The sequence below is a fragment of the Sphingobium sp. DN12 genome (assembly GCF_051058005.1).
In the GTDB taxonomy this organism is placed as follows: domain Bacteria; phylum Pseudomonadota; class Alphaproteobacteria; order Sphingomonadales; family Sphingomonadaceae; genus Sphingobium; species Sphingobium yanoikuyae.
Map to the genome: position 1 here is coordinate 2,498,202 of NZ_CP173717.1, position 14,389 is coordinate 2,512,590.

Here is a 14,389-nt window from a genome sequence, read left to right on the forward strand (position 1 = left end):
GGTCTTTCCCCGCCTTGCCCCAACCGAAAGCCTGGCCTAAAGACCCGGCTCATGCCCGACATCTTCATTCCTGATGCAACGCCCGAGCTGACCGGCCGGGCGCTGTTCCCGCACCGGCACCTGCTGTCGATCGCCGACCTCAAGCCTTGGGAAATCCGTTTCCTGCTGGATGAGGCCGAACATTGGGCCCGCACCAACAAGGGCCAGGCGCGCAAGCATGACGACCGGCTGGCGGGCATGACCCAGATCAACGCCTTTTTCGAGAACAGCACGCGCACCCTGCTGTCGTTCGAGATCGCCGGCAAGCGGCTGGGCGCCGACGTCGTCAACATGGCCGCGGCTACGTCCAGCGTGAAGAAGGGCGAGACCCTGATCGACACCGCCATGACGCTCAATGCCATGGCCGCCGACGTGATCGTCATCCGCCATGCGAGTTCCGGCGCGGTCGCACTGATCGCCGACAAGGTCGACTGCCCGGTGCTGAACGCGGGCGATGGCTGGCACCAGCATCCCACGCAAGCGCTGCTCGACGCGCTCACCATCCGCCGCCGCAAGGGCGGGTTCGAGGGGCTGGTGGTCGCCATCTGCGGCGACGTGCTGCACAGCCGCGTCGCCCGGTCCAACATGCTCTGCCTCGCCGCGCTCGGCGCACAGGTACGCGCGGTCGCCCCGCCCACCCTGCTGCCGCCCGAGGTCGAGATGCTGGGTGCCACCCCCTATAGCCGGATGGAAGACGGGCTGGATGGCGCCGATGTCGTCATGATGCTGCGCCTGCAGAATGAGCGGATGGACGGCGCCTTCATCCCGTCGGCCCGCGAATATCACGCACTTTACGGGCTGACGCCCGAACGGCTGGCGATCGCCAAGCCCGATGCCCTGGTCATGCACCCCGGCCCCATGAACCGCGGCGTCGAGATCACCAGCACGGTGGCGGACGATCCGGATCGGTCGGCGATCACCGAACAGGTGGCGATGGGCGTGGCGGTACGCATGGCGTGCCTGGATGTTTTGACGCGCCAGGCGCGTGGTGTGGAAGGCTGGGCATGAGCAGGATCGCAATCGTCAACGGCAAGCTGGCCGATCTGGCGGGCGACGCCCTTGCCCCCGGCACCGTCCTGATCGAAGGTGATCGCATCCTGGCCACCGGCGCGGTCGACATTCCTGCCGATGCGCAGCAGGTCGATGCCGGCGGGCTGGTGGTCGCGCCGGGCCTCATAGATTTGGGCGTCTTCGCCACCGACAAGCCCGCCTTCCACTTCGGCGGCATCACCCGCGCCGCCCTGATGCCCGACCAGCGCGCGCCGCTGGACGAGGTCGGCCTGATCCGCGAAGCGACCCGCGCGGGCAAGCCCGACTTCTGGGTCCACCCGATCGCCGCCGCGACCCGCGGCCTCAAGGGCACGGAAATGGCCGAAATGGGCCTGATGCAGATCGCCGGGGCCAAGGCGGTCGGCACCGGTCGCCAGTGGATCGCCGATTCGGGCGTGATGCTGCGCATCCTCTCCTACGCCTCGGGCCTGGGCCTCACCGTCATCGCCCATGCCGAGGATGGCGGCCTGTCCACCAAGGCGGTGGCGACCAGCGGCGAGACTGCGACGCGCCTGGGCCTGGCCCATGCCCCGGCCTGCGCCGAGGCGATGGCGATCGCGCGCGACATCATGCTGGCCCGCGAGACCGGCGCTGCCATCCATTTCCGCCTGGTCACGACCAAGGCCGGTTTCGACCTGATCCGCGCCGCCAAGGCGGAGGGGCTGAAGGTCAGTTGCGGCATCAGCCCGGCCTATCTGTTCCTGAACGATCAGGCGATGACCGACTTCCGCACCTTCGCGCGCCTGTCGCCACCGCTGCGATCCGATGCCGACCGTCATGCCAGCATCGCCGCCGTCGCCGACGGCACCGTCGACGTCATCACATCGGGCCATGATCCGCGCGGGCCCGAGGACAAGCGCCTGCCCTTCGCTGACGCGTCGCCCGGCATGGCCGGCGCCGAGACGCTGCTGGCGCTTTCGCTCAACCTGGTGCGCGAGGGTCATGTCAGCCTCAACCGGCTGATGACCCTGCTCAGCGCCAATCCGGCGAAGATATTGGGCGTCAATGCCGGGAGCTTTGCGCCCGGCAGCGCCGCCGACCTGATCCTGGTCGATCCCGACGCGCCATGGATCGTCGATTCGGCGAAGATGGCGGCCTCGGCCGGCAACACGCCGTTCGACAAGGTGCCGGTGCAGGGCCGCGCGCGCCGCATCATGAAAGGCGGGCAGTTTTTCTAGAGCCTGATCGTCGGAGGTGGAAGCGCTCGGCGCTTTCACCGATGGCGTGAATCAGGCTCTATTCCTTGAATCAAGGCCTAAGCGGACTGGCGTTGCGGTTCGCCGAGCCGCCGTCCCTTGCGCTGCCGCTTGTCCGCATAGAGCCGCGTGTCGGCGACATGCAGGACGGCGGCGGCTTCCGCCCCGTCCTGCGGGAAGCTGGCGATGCCAAAGCTGCTGCCGACCGACAGGCTGCGCCCCTGCCAGCCCACCGGCGCAGCGATCGCCTGCCGGATGCCCGGCATGCGTCGATGCAGGGCGTCGACATCGGTTTCCGCGTCATGGAGCAACGCAAATTCGTCGCCGCCCAGCCGCGCAATGCTCACCGCGTCCGGCATCAAGGCCCGCAACCGACCACCCAAGGATGTCAGCAGGACATCCCCTGCCTGATGGCCGTGCAAGTCGTTGCACTGCTTGAAGCCATCGAGGTCGGCGAGCAGCACGCTGAAGGCCGCGCCCCGCTCCACCCGTTCTTCGATCGCGCGCATGAAGCTCAGCCGGTTGTCGAGCCCGGTCAGCGCATCGGTGCCGGCCAGCCGCGCCAGTTCGCGCTGCGACACCAGCATCGCTACCGTCTCGCGAAACTTGCCCAGCACCAGATTGGCCTGCATCACCGTGACGATCGCCATCATGACCGCCATCGCCCGCACGCCCAGATTGTCATAGAGCGCCATCTTCACCAGGATCGGCAACACCGCCGCGCCCATCGCCCCGATCGCGGCGCGCGGCACGCTGAGCAAGGTCGTCGCCGCAACCAGCGCACCGATGCCGATGAACACCGGCGCCACCATGCAATAATAGATTTCGGTTTCGGTGAAGGCGTTGACCGCCCACAGCCCCGCCACCAGTCCAGCCCCGGTCGCGACATGCGCGACCCGCTTCAGGCTGCGCGCCTGCACCCTGGCGTCGGTCGCGATCGGCACGCCGCGCCAGCGCAGCAGGGATATCGCACAGGCCAGGAAGATCAGCGCAGGCGGCGTCACCTGTTGCCACAAGGGCAGATCGCCCATCACCGCGAGCGCCATCGCGACGGCATTGGCCATGATCAGCAGGCACAAAAGCGGCAGCGCCTGATGGAAACGGCGATATTGGGTATCCAGCACAGCCTCGCGCGCGCTGTCCGGCACCGGTGCCGTGAACGGGCCGTCCCAGCCCTTCAGCCGCTGTTGCCAGCGCTTTTCCGCCACTTGTCCGCTCCCTGCCGCCTCGCTGCGAGCGGCCGTTGGTAGCGAAAGGAGGTTAATCCTCCAACAACGGGAAACCCTAACCGGGGAAAACCATGAGGGAGGCGAATCAGGGAACCCTATCGCCGTTCAGGCGCTACCCCTGTTCAGCAGGGGACAATCATGACCGAAACGATCGCCCAGCAGGTGCATGTCGATGCGCCATGGAAAATACCGCCGCGTGCCTGGTGGGAGATATTGAAGCGCGTCTATGCCGCCATGTCGGCCAATCATCTGGGCCTGCTGTCCGCTGGCGTGGCTTATTATGCCTTCCTGTCGATCGCCCCGCTGCTGGCCGCGGTCGTCCTGACCTATGGCCTGGTCGGCGATCCGCAGATCGTCGCCCGCCACATGCAGGCGATCATCACCGTCGTGCCCGCCGATGCCGCCCAACTGATCAACGACCAGTTGCTGGGCATGGTCAGCGCGCGCAAGCCGGCGATCGGGTTCGGCCTGTTCCTGGCGCTGGGCCTGGCGGTCTATGGTGCCACCCGCGCCGCGTCCGCGATCATGGAGGCACTCAACATCGTCTATGCGCAGAAGGAGGGGCGCAATATCTTCGCCTTCTATCGCGTGTCGATGGGAATCACCTTTTCCGCCGTGCTGGTGGTGGTCGCCGGCGTCGTGACCGCGACGATCATCGGCCTGCTCCAGAAGTTGCTGACCAACTGGGGACCGGGCGCGCTGTTCGCGATCAAGGCGACGACCTGGATCTGCGCCGGCCTGCTCGCCAGCAGCATCTTCGGCCTGATCTACCGCTTCGGCCCGCATCGCCGCCGGGTGCAATGGCAATGGCTGACCGTGGGATCGATCGCCGCGACGCTGTTCTGGCTGGTGGCGACGCTGGGCGTCTCCTTCTACGTCTCGACCTTCGGCGATTACAACAAGACCTATGGCTCGCTCGCGGCCGTGGTGATCCTGCAGCTCTGGCTGTTCGTCTCCGCCTATATCGTGCTGCTGGGGGCCCAGATCAACGCGGAAGCCGAGCGCCAGACCAGCGCGCATATTCTTGTTGAAGAAGTTGCATAAAGTCGCTTGCCCTCCCCGATAGGCCACGCTAAAGCGCCCTCCTTCGCTGGCTCGGGCCAGTGCAGGAGTGTAGCTCAGTTGGTAGAGCGTCGGTCTCCAAAACCGAATGCCGTGGGTTCGAGTCCCTCCACTCCTGCCAAGCGAACTAGCCGCGAACCTTGAACAATCACGGGTTCGCGGCTAAGTGCGCTTAGCGAAGCATCGGTCGCGAAGCGCGACTGCCTCCCCCGACACCGACTTATCGCGGGAAACGGGAGGGCGGACCGCCGTTTCGCGCTTTGGTATTGATTTTGAAGGTGAGCTGACAGCGCGATGGCGAAGACTTCTCCGAGCGAATTCGTCAATCAGGTGCAGACCGAAGCGAAGAAGATCGTTTGGCCGACCGGCCGTGAAACGATCATGACCGCGATCATGGTCGTCATCATGACCTCATTGCTGGGCATCTTCTTCTTCGGTATCGACACCTTCTTCGGTGCGATCGTCCAGTGGCTGCTGAGCCTCGCATCGGGTCGTTGAACGCTCGGCGTTCAAAAGGGAGTTTAAGACGGTAACATGGCGCGCTGGTACATCATCCACGCCTATTCGGGCTTCGAGAACAAGGTCAAGGAATCGATCCTGACCGAGGCCGAGCGCATGGGCCTGTCGCAACTGGTCGAGCAGGTCGAGGTTCCGACCGAGACCGTGACCGAAGTGAAGCGCGGCAAGAAGGTCCAGGTCGAACGCAAGTTCATGCCGGGCTATGTCCTTGCCAAGCTGGCGATGAACGACGACGTCTATCACCTCGTCAAGAACACGCCCAAGGTCACCGGCTTCCTGGGTTCGTCGGGCAAGCCCCAGGCGATCAGCGAGAGCGAAGCCGCCCGCTATTTCGGCGCCCAGAAGGAAGCCGCCGCCGCCCCGAAGCACAAGGTCAATGTCGATTACGAAATCGGCGACAGCGTCAAGGTGCTGGACGGCCCCTTCGCCAGCTTCAACGGTGTGGTCGAGGAACTGGATTTCGAAAAGAACCGGGTCAAGGTGTCGGTGTCGATCTTCGGTCGCGCCACCCCGGTGGAACTGGACTTCGAACAGGTCGAACTGTCGAAGTAACCAGCCGCCGCAAGGCTGTTCAAAAAGGGTCGCCCGCTTTTCAGCCGGCGGCCCTTTTTGTTGGGGAAGCCCTGCGCTTTCGGCCGAATCGGCCGAATGACAGACTCCCCCTTCCCTTTGGACAAGAAGGTCGCTATAGGGCCGCGCTTCCATGCCTCCCCACGGGGCGGCTGGACATGTGCGGGAGGTTCCCTTGCGGGAGCCGTTAGACCGCTAAACTTGAACCGGTGAATCTGTCCGCAGATTTACCAGCTATAGAGTGAGTGAAAATGGCCAAGAAGATTACGGGCTATATCAAGCTCCAGGTGCCCGCCGGAGCCGCCAACCCCTCGCCGCCGATCGGCCCTGCCCTGGGTCAGCGCGGCGTGAACATCATGGAATTCTGCAAGGCGTTCAACGCCTCGACGGAAAAGATGGACAAGGGCACCCCGCTGCCGACCATCATCACCGTCTATGCGGACCGTTCGTTCACCTTCGTAACGAAGCAGCCGCCGGCCACCTATCTGATCAAGAAGGCCGTCAACCTGAAGTCGGGTTCGAAGGAGCCGGGCAAGGTCGTCGCTGGCAAGATCACCCGCGCCCAGCTCGCCGAAATCGCCCAGGCGAAGATGGCTGACCTGAACGCGAACGACATCGACGCTGCAACGAAGATCATCGAAGGTTCCGCTCGCGCGATGGGCCTCGAAGTGGTGGAGGGCTAAGACCATGGCAAAGCTGACCAAGAAGGCGAAGGCCCTGGCGACCGCGATCGACCGCGAAAAGCTGCACGGCGTTGACGAAGCGCTGGGCCTGATCAAGACCCACGCCACCGCCAAGTTCGACGAAAGCGTCGAAATCGCGATCAACCTGGGCGTTGACCCGCGTCACGCCGACCAGATGGTCCGTGGCGTCGTCACCCTGCCCGCCGGCACCGGCAAGGACGTTCGCGTCGCCGTGTTCGCCCGCAACGACAAGGCTCAGCAGGCGCTCGACGCCGGTGCCGACATCGTGGGCGCCGAAGACCTGCTCGAATCGATCCAGGCCGGCAACATCGACTTCCAGCGCGTCATCGCCACCCCCGACATGATGGGTCTGGTGGGTCGCCTGGGTAAGGTTCTGGGCCCCAAGGGCCTGATGCCGAACCCGAAGCTGGGCACCGTCACGCCGAACGTCGCCGAAGCCGTGAAGGCCGCCAAGGGTGGTCAGATCGAATTCCGCGTCGAAAAGGCCGGCATCATCCACGCTGGCCTCGGCAAGTCGAGCTTCTCGGCTGAAGACCTGCGCAAGAATTTCGACGCGTTCGTCGACGCGATCGTCAAGGCGAAGCCCTCGGGCTCGAAGGGCAAGTATGTCCGCAAGATCGCCCTGTCGTCGTCGATGGGTCCGGGCGTGAAGGTCGACGTGGCCGAAGTCGCCTCGATCTGATCCCGTTGGGATAAGAATTAAAGGGGCCGCCTTCCCTCCTTGCGGGGGAAGGCGGCCTTCTTATTTTATAGGACCAGCCGCTCACTCAAGAAGCGGCCCGAGGGCCACAAGGCCGGGCAAAGGGGCATTCGCCGCCTGCGCCATAGGGGGACACCCCTCCACCGTCGGCGATGTCGACGGTCCCCCTCCCCCGACAAGGGGAGGATTTTGGAACCAGGGACGCGACCTACCCCTGGGCTCTCCACGGCGGGAGCATGGCAGGTCTTCACGTATCCGTCGGGAATGGCGGGTCGCTTTACCGATGGAAAACGAAAAAATGTCTTTTGAACATCTCCCCTCCATGCTCGCCCAGGCGCTGACCACCAAGGGCTATGAGAGCCTGACCCCGGTCCAGTCCGAAGTGACGCAGGACGAAGCGCAGGGCCGCGACCTGCTGGTGTCGGCACAGACCGGCTCGGGCAAGACCGTCGCCTTCGGCCTGGCCATGGCCGCCGAACTGCTGACCGGTGGCGACAAGCTGCCCGTCGCCGGCCTGCCGCTGGCGCTGGTGATCGCGCCGACGCGCGAACTGGCGCTGCAGGTCAGCCGCGAGCTGGAATGGCTCTATGGCGCCGCCCGCGCCCGCATCGCCACCTGCGTCGGTGGCATGGACGCCGCCAAGGAACGCCGCGCGCTCAGCCATGGCGCCCATATCGTCGTCGGCACCCCCGGCCGCCTGCGCGACCATCTGGAACGCGGCGCGCTGGACCTGTCGGGAATGCGCACCGTCGTCCTCGACGAAGCGGACGAAATGCTCGACATGGGCTTCCGCGAGGACCTGGAAGGCATATTGGACAGCGCGCCGGAAGATCGCCGCACCCTGCTCTTCTCGGCCACCATGCCCAAGCCGATCGTCGCGATGGCCAAGCGCTATCAGTCGGACGCGCTGCGCATCTCGACCGTGGGCGAAGAACGCGGCCATGGCGACATCAGCTATCAGGCCGTCACCGTCGCCCCGTCGGACATCGAGAATGCGGTGGTCAACCTGCTGCGCTATCATGAAGCCGAAACCGCGATCCTGTTCTGCGCCACCCGCGACAATGTCCGCCATCTGCATAGCAGCCTGACCGAGCGTGGCTTCGCCGCCGTGGCGCTGTCGGGCGAGCATAGCCAGAATGAGCGCAACCACGCGCTCCAGGCGCTGCGCGACAAGCGCGCGCGCGTCTGCGTCGCCACCGACGTCGCCGCACGCGGCATCGACCTGCCCAGCCTGACGCTGGTGGTCCATGTCGAACTGCCGCGCGACGCCGAGACGATGCAGCATCGTTCGGGCCGCACCGGTCGCGCCGGCAAGAAGGGCACCGCCGTCCTGATCGTCCCCTATCCGCGTCGCCGCCGTGTCGAATCGATGCTGCGTGGCGCCAAGATTCCGGTCGAATGGGGCACCCCGCCCAGCAAGGAAGCGATCCTGGAACAGGACAATGCCCGCCTGCGCTCGACCCTGATGGAAAAGGCCGAACTGGACGAGGCCGACTGGGCGCTGGGCGCCGAGTTGCTGGCGGAAAAGTCGGCCAAGGAAATCGCCGCGATGCTGGTGAAGAGCGCCCGCGCCTCGCTGCCCGCGCCCGAGGAACTGCTGGACCGCAGCGAAGCGCCGCCGCGCCAGGAAGGGCCGCGTCCGGGCTTCGAGGATACCCAGTGGTTCCGCATGGACATCGGTCGTCGCCAGAATGCCGATCCGCGCTGGATCCTGCCGCTGATCTGCCGCCGCGGCCATGTGTCGCGCGGCGACATCGGCGCGATCCGCATCACCACCAACGAAACCATGTTCGAAATCCCGCGCGCGATCGCCAGCCGCTTCATGTCGGCCGTCAAGCGCTCGGGCGAGGCCAATGACGAGGGCGCCGACGTGGCGTTCGAGATGATCGACGGCGCCCCGCGCGAGCAGGCCCGCGACAATCGCCGCCAGGGCAATCGCTCGAACGACCGTGGCCCGCGTCCGGCCGGCTACGCGCCCCGCCCCTTCAAGGGCGGACCCAAGCGCCCCGGCGGCCCGCGCAAGCCGCGCGGCTAAGCGCTTCGGCATAGCCTCCTGAACAAAAAGGGCGGTGAACGATCGACCATCGTTCACCGCCCTTTTTCCTTGTCCGTCAGCCGACGCCGCAAAGCTGAAGCATGCGCCCGGCCAGTTCGCGCTCGCCCATCACGACATGGCGCACGCCCAGCGCTTCAAGATGCGCGACCTCGGCATCGCTATGGGCGCGGGCGATCACCTGCAAATTGGGGTTGAGATGGCGGGCATGCTCGTTGATCGCGCCGCCCTCGAACCCTTCGGGCACGGCGATCAGCAGGTAACGCGCCTCGCATATGCCTGCCGCCAGCAGGTGCCGGTCCTCCAGCGCATTGCCGCGCACCACCGACAGGCCGGCCTCCTCCGCTTCCTCGACCCGTTCGGGATCGCCCTCGATCACCACGAACTGGACATGACGCTCGGCCAGGCGCTTGGCGATCAGCTTGCCGACCCGGCCATAGCCAACCAGGATGACATGGCCGAGGCGCGGCTGATCGGTTGCAGGTTCGGCCTGCGCCTCATCCTCCTCCTTCTTGTGATCGCGCACGATCAGCGAGAAGAGGATCGGGTTGATGAAGATCGACACGATCGCACCGGCAAGGATCAGATCGCGCGCCTCGGCCGGCAACACGCCCAGCCCCGCTCCCAGCGACGCCAGGATGAAGGAAAATTCGCCGATCTGCGCCAGGCTGGCGGCGATCGTCAGCGCCGTGACATTGGGATGGCCAAAGGCACGGACAATGCCCCAGGCGGCGATCGACTTGCCGACGACGATGATGAGGACCGTGGCCAGCAGCGGCAGCGGCTGTTCCACCACCACCGCGGGGTTGAACAACATGCCGACCGACACGAAGAACAGCACCGCAAAGGCGTCGCGCAGCGGCAGCGTCTCCTCGGTCGCGCGACGGCTGAGCGGGGTTTCGCCCAGGATCATGCCGGCAAAGAAGGCGCCCAGCGCAAAGGACACGTCGAACACGATGGCGGCACCGAAAGCGACACCCAGCGCAATCGCCAGCACGGCGAGGCGGAACAGTTCGCGCGACCCGCTATGCACGACCCAGTGCAGCGCCCAGGGGATGAGGCGGCGGCCGACAACCAGCATCAGCACGACGAAGCCGACGACCTTGAGCAAGGTGCCGACCAGCGGCGCGATCAGCGCGCTCGCCCCGCCGCCCGCATCGGCATTGTTCATCACCCCCGCCAGCGCCGGCAGCAGGACGAGAGCAAGGACCATCACCAGATCCTCGACGATCAGCCAGCCGACCGCGATGCGTCCGCGCCGGGTTTCGACCAGGTCCGCCCCCTGCAACGCACGCAGCAGCACGACCGTGCTGGCGACGGACAGGGCCAGGCCAAAGACCAGCCCGCCCATCAGCGGCCAGCCCATCAGATAGCCAAGGCCCATGCCGAGCAGGGTCGCGACCGCAATCTGCACGATCGCGCCGGGCACGGCGATCGCCTTGACCGACAGAAGATCCTTGAGCGAGAAATGCAGGCCGACGCCGAACATCAGCAATATGACGCCGATTTCGGCCAGTTCATTGGCCAGGCCGCTGTCGGCGACGAAGCCGGGGGTGAAGGGGCCGACCATGATGCCGGCGACCAGATAGCCGACCAGCGGCGACAATTTCAGGCGATGGGCAATGGCGCCCATGATGAAGGCCACGACGAGGCCGGCAACGATCGTCCCGATAAGGGGCGTGTGGTGGGGCATGAAATTCCTTCCCTGTCCGCCGGCAGCAGGCCTTCATCCTGCCGCCGGCGCGGAACATTGTCTATTATTCGACGATGCCGAGCATCGCGATCGAGAGCAGGGCGCCGGCGGCGCCGAGCCCTGCCATGACGACGGGCATGAACCAGCCGGGCGGATTGCGCCGGCCACCGCGCATCTTTCTTCTGCGGGGCATGATCTCAATTCCTTCTGTCTGACGGACGCCCGCCATGGCGGGCGGGGAAAATATCAGAGGAAGGCGGGCGGGGCGCGGGCGCGGCGACTCCGCGCGCGAAGATGGCTGTAACGGCCTGCCAGAAGCGGCAGGGGCGCGTCGGGCGCCAGACGGCGCCAGGAGAGCATGAGGGCGAGCGCCGCCGCCAGCAGCCAGGGCAACGCCATCCCATCCCCATCGGGGCGGGGCGCACGTGCCAGATGCGGCGCGGGCAGCGAGCGCGCCTTGAGCACCACGCCGGTCGTGGCGGAACTGAAGGCCGAGCCGTTGAGCTTGCTGGAAGGCGGACCGTCCGGCGCGATCGCACACAGAAGCGCGACCAGGATCGCAGCCCACAGCGATGCGATGAAGGGCAGCCTGCCCTTGCCGGTCGCATCCTGGGGATGTAATCTGCACATCGGCGCTTATATTCCCTTCCATCACCGATGTAGGAAGACTAAGAGCCAAAAACCAGCCCACAAGCTGGGCCCATGGCGGTTGACAGAATCGAGTCATTCCACTACCGGGCCACATTCCCGCGCGGGTCGAACAGGCTTTTTGTCCTCGACGATCTGCGTAAAGCAGATTTGAACGAGAAGAGACCAAGCCATGTTCGCTATCGTGCGCACGGGCGGCAAGCAGTATCGCGTCGCCGCCGGAGATAAGATCGTCGTTGAAAAGCTCGCTGGCGAAGCCGGCGACAAGGTTACGCTGGACGACGTCCTGCTGGCCGGCGAAGGCGGCGACCTGAAGGACGCAGCCAAGCTGACCGTCGCAGCCGAAATCATTGCGCAGGCGAAGGGCGAAAAGGTCATCGTCTTCAAGAAGCGTCGTCGTCACAACTATCGCCGCAAGAACGGCCACCGCCAGAATCACACGATCCTCAAGATCGTGTCGATCGCCTGAGCGCAGCTTAGATAAGGAGTTTAGGTCATGGCACATAAGAAAGCTGGCGGTTCGTCGCGTAACGGTCGCGATTCTGAGTCGAAGCGCCTTGGCGTGAAGAAGTTCGGCGGTCAGGAAGTGATCGGCGGCAACATCATCATTCGCCAGCGCGGCACCCGCGTATATCCCGGCCGTAACGTCGGCATGGGCAAGGATCACACCCTCTTCGCCCTGGGCGAAGGTCGCGTCGTGTTCCACGACGGCAAGCTCGGCCGCAAATATGTATCGGTCGACGCGGTAGCCGCGGCAGCCGAATAACGGACGATCGATGACGGGTCGTCCTTCGCAAAAGGGACGTCCCGCCTGATCGGTTGCGCACATAAGTGCGTCGATCGGGATCGAGGGAAAAAAGGGCGCCCCTTCACAGGGAGCGCCCTTTTTCCGTTCTGACGAACATCACCGGGCACTCCTCCCGATTTCCCTCAAACCTCTGGAACTACTGGCCTTCTCGCGCGTCGTGCGGGCGGGGCTCAGCCAGAGAAGACCGTCGTCAAGCCGTCATGATTGGCAGCTATTGGCGCGCACGAAGAGGAGAGACGTGAATGTTCGCCCGTACCCCCCGCCTGCTGCTGCGGCCAGGCTGGATGGAAGATGCCCCCGCCCTGGCCCAGGCCATCGGCAATGACGCGGTCCTGCGCAATCTGAGCCGCGCTCCCGCCCCCTATGGCCTGGCCGATGCCGAAGCCTTCCTGGCACTGCCGCAGGATTCGCGCATGCCGCGCCTGCTGGCCTTCACCCGCACCCAAGGCGCGCCGCGCCTGGTGGGCGGCTGCGGCATCCATGAGGCCGAGGATGGCACGCCGGAACTGGGCTACTGGATCGCCCGCCCCTATTGGGGCCTGGGCTTCGCCACGGAAGCGGCCCGCGCCGTCATGAGCATCGCCCGCGCGCATAATCTGCCGGCGGTCCGTGCCGTCCATTTCGCCGACAATCGCGCGTCGGGCCATGTCCTGCGCAAGATCGGCTTCCGCGCCAACGGCACGGTCGAGCGGCGCTACAGCCCCGCCCGCGGGGCCGAGGCCGACTGCCTGGTCTTCGACGAGGGCGAGGCCGCCCGCATGAGCGTGGACTTTGCCCTGGACCTATATGGCGACGCGCTGCCGGCGCTTGCCGCTTGACTGATGTGCGCGGGCGCCGATCAGGGCGCCCGCGTCTCACCTCTGACAGGGCCGATCGAAGACACGGGTCGGCGCGCCATGGAAATCGACTTCGGCCAGGGCGGCAAAGCCCAGTTTCTCCGCCACCTTGATCGACCCGCCATTGTCGGGCGCGATGATGCAGCGAATCGACGGCGCCGCCAGATGCGCATCGGTCCAGGCAAAGATCGCCGCCATCGCCTCGGTCGCGATGCCACGCCCCCAGGCCGCCGGGCCAAGCACCCAGCCCGCCTCCGGCACGCCGTCCAGTTCGGCCAGCCCCCGCGCCGCGCTCAGCAGCCCGGCCTCGCCCAGCAATTCGCCATTGGCGCGATCCTCGATCGCCCACATGCCATAGCCGAGCAGCGCCCACATGCCGGCATAGCGCAGGATGCGGAACCAGACCGCCTGCGCATCGAGCGCCGCGCCGCCGATGAAGCGCACCACGTCCGGATCGGCCCATAGCGCCTGGCAGGCGGGATAATCCTCCACCCGATGCGGGCGCAGGATCAGGCGGTCGGTGGTGAGGATCGGTGCATCGGTCATCGCCAATCTATGGGCGGCCGCGCAGGGGCCGGTCAAGCAACCCCGCACATGGCTATGGCCTTCCCCCCGCCCCTGTGTCATGGGCAGGGCACGTTGCCCGAACCGATCCCCCTCAAGCGCTCGCGCCTCAGCCCCGACGAAAGTCGCCTGATCGCGCTGGAAGCCGCCCGCGACCTGCTGCTGGAAGCAGGGCCGCAGGCCGTCACGCTGAAGGCGGTGGGCAATCGCATCGGCCGCACCCACGCCAATCTGCTCCACCATTTCGGATCGGCCGCCGGCCTGCAGAAGGCGCTCGCCGGCTATCTGGCCGACGCCATCACCGCCACGATCGGCGACGCGGTGAACGCTGCCCGGCGCGGCGAGGTCGAACCCCGGCGGATCGTCGACATGACCTTCGACGCGTTCGACGCAGGTGGCGCCGGCGCGCTGGCCAGCTGGATGCTGGCGTCGGGTAATGAGGATGCGCTCGACCCGGTTGTGGATGCAATCCATCGACTGGTCGACAAGCTGGCCGCGACCGCGCTGCGCCCGCAACTGGCCGAGGTGATCCGCGACAATACGCTGATGCTGGTCCTGCTGGCGCTGGGCGATTCGCAGATGGGCGGTCCGATGGCCGCTGCGCTGGGCCTCAATCGCGAGAAAGCACGCGAACTGGCGGCCCGCAGCCTGGTCTCCGCCCTGACCGAAGAAGCCCGGTTGACGGCGACGGCAAAAGTGTCGCAAGCTAAGGTTTAAT

The 14,389-nt window shown here is 66.0% G+C and carries 17 protein-coding genes and 1 tRNA gene; 13 read left to right on the forward strand and 5 right to left on the reverse strand.

All coding sequences use genetic code 11. The features are described from left to right. Positions 1–51: 51 nt before the first annotated feature. Together ACI6S0_RS11815 and ACI6S0_RS11820 are read left to right on the forward strand one after the other, a co-directional pair. Positions 52–1,047 (forward strand): aspartate carbamoyltransferase catalytic subunit, encoded by a 996-nt coding sequence (locus tag ACI6S0_RS11815; RefSeq protein WP_017499831.1) that lies wholly within the window; start codon positions 52–54, stop codon positions 1,045–1,047. Further along, positions 1,044–2,267, forward strand: a complete 1,224-nt coding sequence (locus ACI6S0_RS11820) for a dihydroorotase (RefSeq protein ID WP_434403171.1) — start codon at positions 1,044–1,046, stop codon at positions 2,265–2,267. The genes ACI6S0_RS11815 and ACI6S0_RS11820 overlap by 4 nt, the downstream gene beginning before the upstream one ends. A gap of 77 nt (positions 2,268–2,344) precedes the next feature. Here the strand turns inward: ACI6S0_RS11820 and ACI6S0_RS11825 are convergent, their stop codons facing one another. Continuing rightward, positions 2,345–3,493 (reverse strand): diguanylate cyclase domain-containing protein, encoded by a 1,149-nt coding sequence (locus ACI6S0_RS11825; protein WP_434403172.1) that lies wholly within the window; start codon positions 3,491–3,493, stop codon positions 2,345–2,347. A gap of 159 nt (positions 3,494–3,652) precedes the next feature. Here ACI6S0_RS11825 and ACI6S0_RS11830 point away from each other — a divergent pair, with 159 nt between their 5' ends. The 7 genes from ACI6S0_RS11830 (at position 3,653) to ACI6S0_RS11860 (ending at position 9,104) form a co-directional block, all read left to right on the forward strand. Then, positions 3,653–4,558: a YihY/virulence factor BrkB family protein gene (locus tag ACI6S0_RS11830; protein ID WP_434403173.1), complete on the forward strand. Its 906-nt coding sequence runs from the start codon at positions 3,653–3,655 to the stop codon at positions 4,556–4,558. Positions 4,559–4,621: 63 nt separating this feature from the next. Further along, positions 4,622–4,697, forward strand: a tRNA-Trp gene (locus tag ACI6S0_RS11835). Positions 4,698–4,870: 173 nt separating this feature from the next. Continuing rightward, positions 4,871–5,074 (forward strand): preprotein translocase subunit SecE, encoded by a 204-nt coding sequence (gene secE, locus ACI6S0_RS11840; RefSeq protein ID WP_004207893.1) that lies wholly within the window; start codon positions 4,871–4,873, stop codon positions 5,072–5,074. Positions 5,075–5,110: 36 nt separating this feature from the next. Next, complete coding sequence (gene nusG, locus ACI6S0_RS11845; protein ID WP_004207894.1) at positions 5,111–5,647, forward strand: transcription termination/antitermination protein NusG; 537 nt, start codon at positions 5,111–5,113, stop codon at positions 5,645–5,647. A gap of 269 nt (positions 5,648–5,916) precedes the next feature. Beyond that, positions 5,917–6,348 (forward strand): 50S ribosomal protein L11, encoded by a 432-nt coding sequence (gene rplK / locus ACI6S0_RS11850; protein ID WP_004207895.1) that lies wholly within the window; start codon positions 5,917–5,919, stop codon positions 6,346–6,348. Positions 6,349–6,352: 4 nt separating this feature from the next. Then, complete coding sequence (gene rplA / locus ACI6S0_RS11855) at positions 6,353–7,051, forward strand: 50S ribosomal protein L1 (protein ID WP_004207896.1); 699 nt, start codon at positions 6,353–6,355, stop codon at positions 7,049–7,051. A gap of 316 nt (positions 7,052–7,367) precedes the next feature. Further along, on the forward strand, positions 7,368–9,104 hold the full coding sequence (locus ACI6S0_RS11860; RefSeq protein WP_004207897.1) for a DEAD/DEAH box helicase: 1,737 nt from the start codon (positions 7,368–7,370) through the stop codon (positions 9,102–9,104). Positions 9,105–9,180: 76 nt separating this feature from the next. Here ACI6S0_RS11860 and ybaL read toward each other — a convergent pair whose 3' ends face one another. The 3 genes from ybaL to ACI6S0_RS11875 all read right to left on the reverse strand — a co-directional run bounded on the left by ybaL (position 9,181) and on the right by ACI6S0_RS11875 (position 11,445). Further along, on the reverse strand, positions 9,181–10,815 hold the full coding sequence (gene ybaL, locus ACI6S0_RS11865) for a YbaL family putative K(+) efflux transporter (protein ID WP_434403174.1): 1,635 nt from the start codon (positions 10,813–10,815) through the stop codon (positions 9,181–9,183). Positions 10,816–10,879: 64 nt separating this feature from the next. Next, positions 10,880–11,008: a hypothetical protein gene (locus tag ACI6S0_RS11870; protein WP_434403175.1), complete on the reverse strand. Its 129-nt coding sequence runs from the start codon at positions 11,006–11,008 to the stop codon at positions 10,880–10,882. Positions 11,009–11,061: 53 nt separating this feature from the next. Further along, on the reverse strand, positions 11,062–11,445 hold the full coding sequence (locus ACI6S0_RS11875) for a hypothetical protein (RefSeq protein ID WP_434403176.1): 384 nt from the start codon (positions 11,443–11,445) through the stop codon (positions 11,062–11,064). A 190-nt stretch (positions 11,446–11,635) separates the two neighbouring features. Between ACI6S0_RS11875 and rplU the strand changes: the two genes are divergently transcribed. The 3 genes from rplU to ACI6S0_RS11890 all read left to right on the forward strand — a co-directional run bounded on the left by rplU (position 11,636) and on the right by ACI6S0_RS11890 (position 13,089). After that, positions 11,636–11,932: a 50S ribosomal protein L21 gene (gene rplU / locus ACI6S0_RS11880; RefSeq protein ID WP_004207901.1), complete on the forward strand. Its 297-nt coding sequence runs from the start codon at positions 11,636–11,638 to the stop codon at positions 11,930–11,932. Between the two features lie 27 nt (positions 11,933–11,959). Continuing rightward, the gene (rpmA, locus tag ACI6S0_RS11885) at positions 11,960–12,229 is read left to right on the forward strand and encodes a 50S ribosomal protein L27 (protein ID WP_004207902.1); all 270 of its coding nucleotides are present in this window, start codon (positions 11,960–11,962) and stop codon (positions 12,227–12,229) included. 284 nt (positions 12,230–12,513) lie between these two features. Beyond that, the gene (locus ACI6S0_RS11890) at positions 12,514–13,089 is read left to right on the forward strand and encodes a GNAT family N-acetyltransferase (protein WP_004207905.1); all 576 of its coding nucleotides are present in this window, start codon (positions 12,514–12,516) and stop codon (positions 13,087–13,089) included. 36 nt (positions 13,090–13,125) lie between these two features. Here the strand turns inward: ACI6S0_RS11890 and ACI6S0_RS11895 are convergent, their stop codons facing one another. Next, positions 13,126–13,653: a GNAT family N-acetyltransferase gene (locus ACI6S0_RS11895; protein WP_099231801.1), complete on the reverse strand. Its 528-nt coding sequence runs from the start codon at positions 13,651–13,653 to the stop codon at positions 13,126–13,128. 54 nt (positions 13,654–13,707) lie between these two features. Here ACI6S0_RS11895 and ACI6S0_RS11900 point away from each other — a divergent pair, with 54 nt between their 5' ends. Further along, on the forward strand, positions 13,708–14,388 hold the full coding sequence (locus ACI6S0_RS11900) for a TetR/AcrR family transcriptional regulator (protein WP_038292432.1): 681 nt from the start codon (positions 13,708–13,710) through the stop codon (positions 14,386–14,388). The last annotated feature ends 1 nt before the right edge of the window (position 14,389 follow it).

Excerpts from the sequence above, each read along its gene's own strand:
- ACI6S0_RS11815 (WP_017499831.1), top strand. The coding sequence starts at position 52 with ATGCCCGACATCTTCATTCCTGATGCAACGCCCGAGCTGACCGGCCGG.
- ACI6S0_RS11820 (WP_434403171.1), top strand. The coding sequence starts at position 1,044 with ATGAGCAGGATCGCAATCGTCAACGGCAAGCTGGCCGATCTGGCGGGC.
- ACI6S0_RS11830 (WP_434403173.1), top strand. The coding sequence starts at position 3,653 with ATGACCGAAACGATCGCCCAGCAGGTGCATGTCGATGCGCCATGGAAA.
- secE (WP_004207893.1), top strand. The coding sequence starts at position 4,871 with ATGGCGAAGACTTCTCCGAGCGAATTCGTCAATCAGGTGCAGACCGAA.
- nusG (WP_004207894.1), top strand. The coding sequence starts at position 5,111 with ATGGCGCGCTGGTACATCATCCACGCCTATTCGGGCTTCGAGAACAAG.
- rplK (WP_004207895.1), top strand. The coding sequence starts at position 5,917 with ATGGCCAAGAAGATTACGGGCTATATCAAGCTCCAGGTGCCCGCCGGA.
- rplA (WP_004207896.1), top strand. The coding sequence starts at position 6,353 with ATGGCAAAGCTGACCAAGAAGGCGAAGGCCCTGGCGACCGCGATCGAC.
- ACI6S0_RS11860 (WP_004207897.1), top strand. The coding sequence starts at position 7,368 with ATGTCTTTTGAACATCTCCCCTCCATGCTCGCCCAGGCGCTGACCACC.
- ybaL (WP_434403174.1), bottom strand. The coding sequence starts at position 10,815 with ATGCCCCACCACACGCCCCTTATCGGGACGATCGTTGCCGGCCTCGTC.
- ACI6S0_RS11870 (WP_434403175.1), bottom strand. The coding sequence starts at position 11,008 with ATGCCCCGCAGAAGAAAGATGCGCGGTGGCCGGCGCAATCCGCCCGGC.
- ACI6S0_RS11875 (WP_434403176.1), bottom strand. The coding sequence starts at position 11,445 with ATGTGCAGATTACATCCCCAGGATGCGACCGGCAAGGGCAGGCTGCCC.
- rplU (WP_004207901.1), top strand. The coding sequence starts at position 11,636 with ATGTTCGCTATCGTGCGCACGGGCGGCAAGCAGTATCGCGTCGCCGCC.
- rpmA (WP_004207902.1), top strand. The coding sequence starts at position 11,960 with ATGGCACATAAGAAAGCTGGCGGTTCGTCGCGTAACGGTCGCGATTCT.
- ACI6S0_RS11890 (WP_004207905.1), top strand. The coding sequence starts at position 12,514 with ATGTTCGCCCGTACCCCCCGCCTGCTGCTGCGGCCAGGCTGGATGGAA.
- ACI6S0_RS11895 (WP_099231801.1), bottom strand. The coding sequence starts at position 13,653 with ATGACCGATGCACCGATCCTCACCACCGACCGCCTGATCCTGCGCCCG.
- ACI6S0_RS11900 (WP_038292432.1), top strand. The coding sequence starts at position 13,708 with ATGGCCTTCCCCCCGCCCCTGTGTCATGGGCAGGGCACGTTGCCCGAA.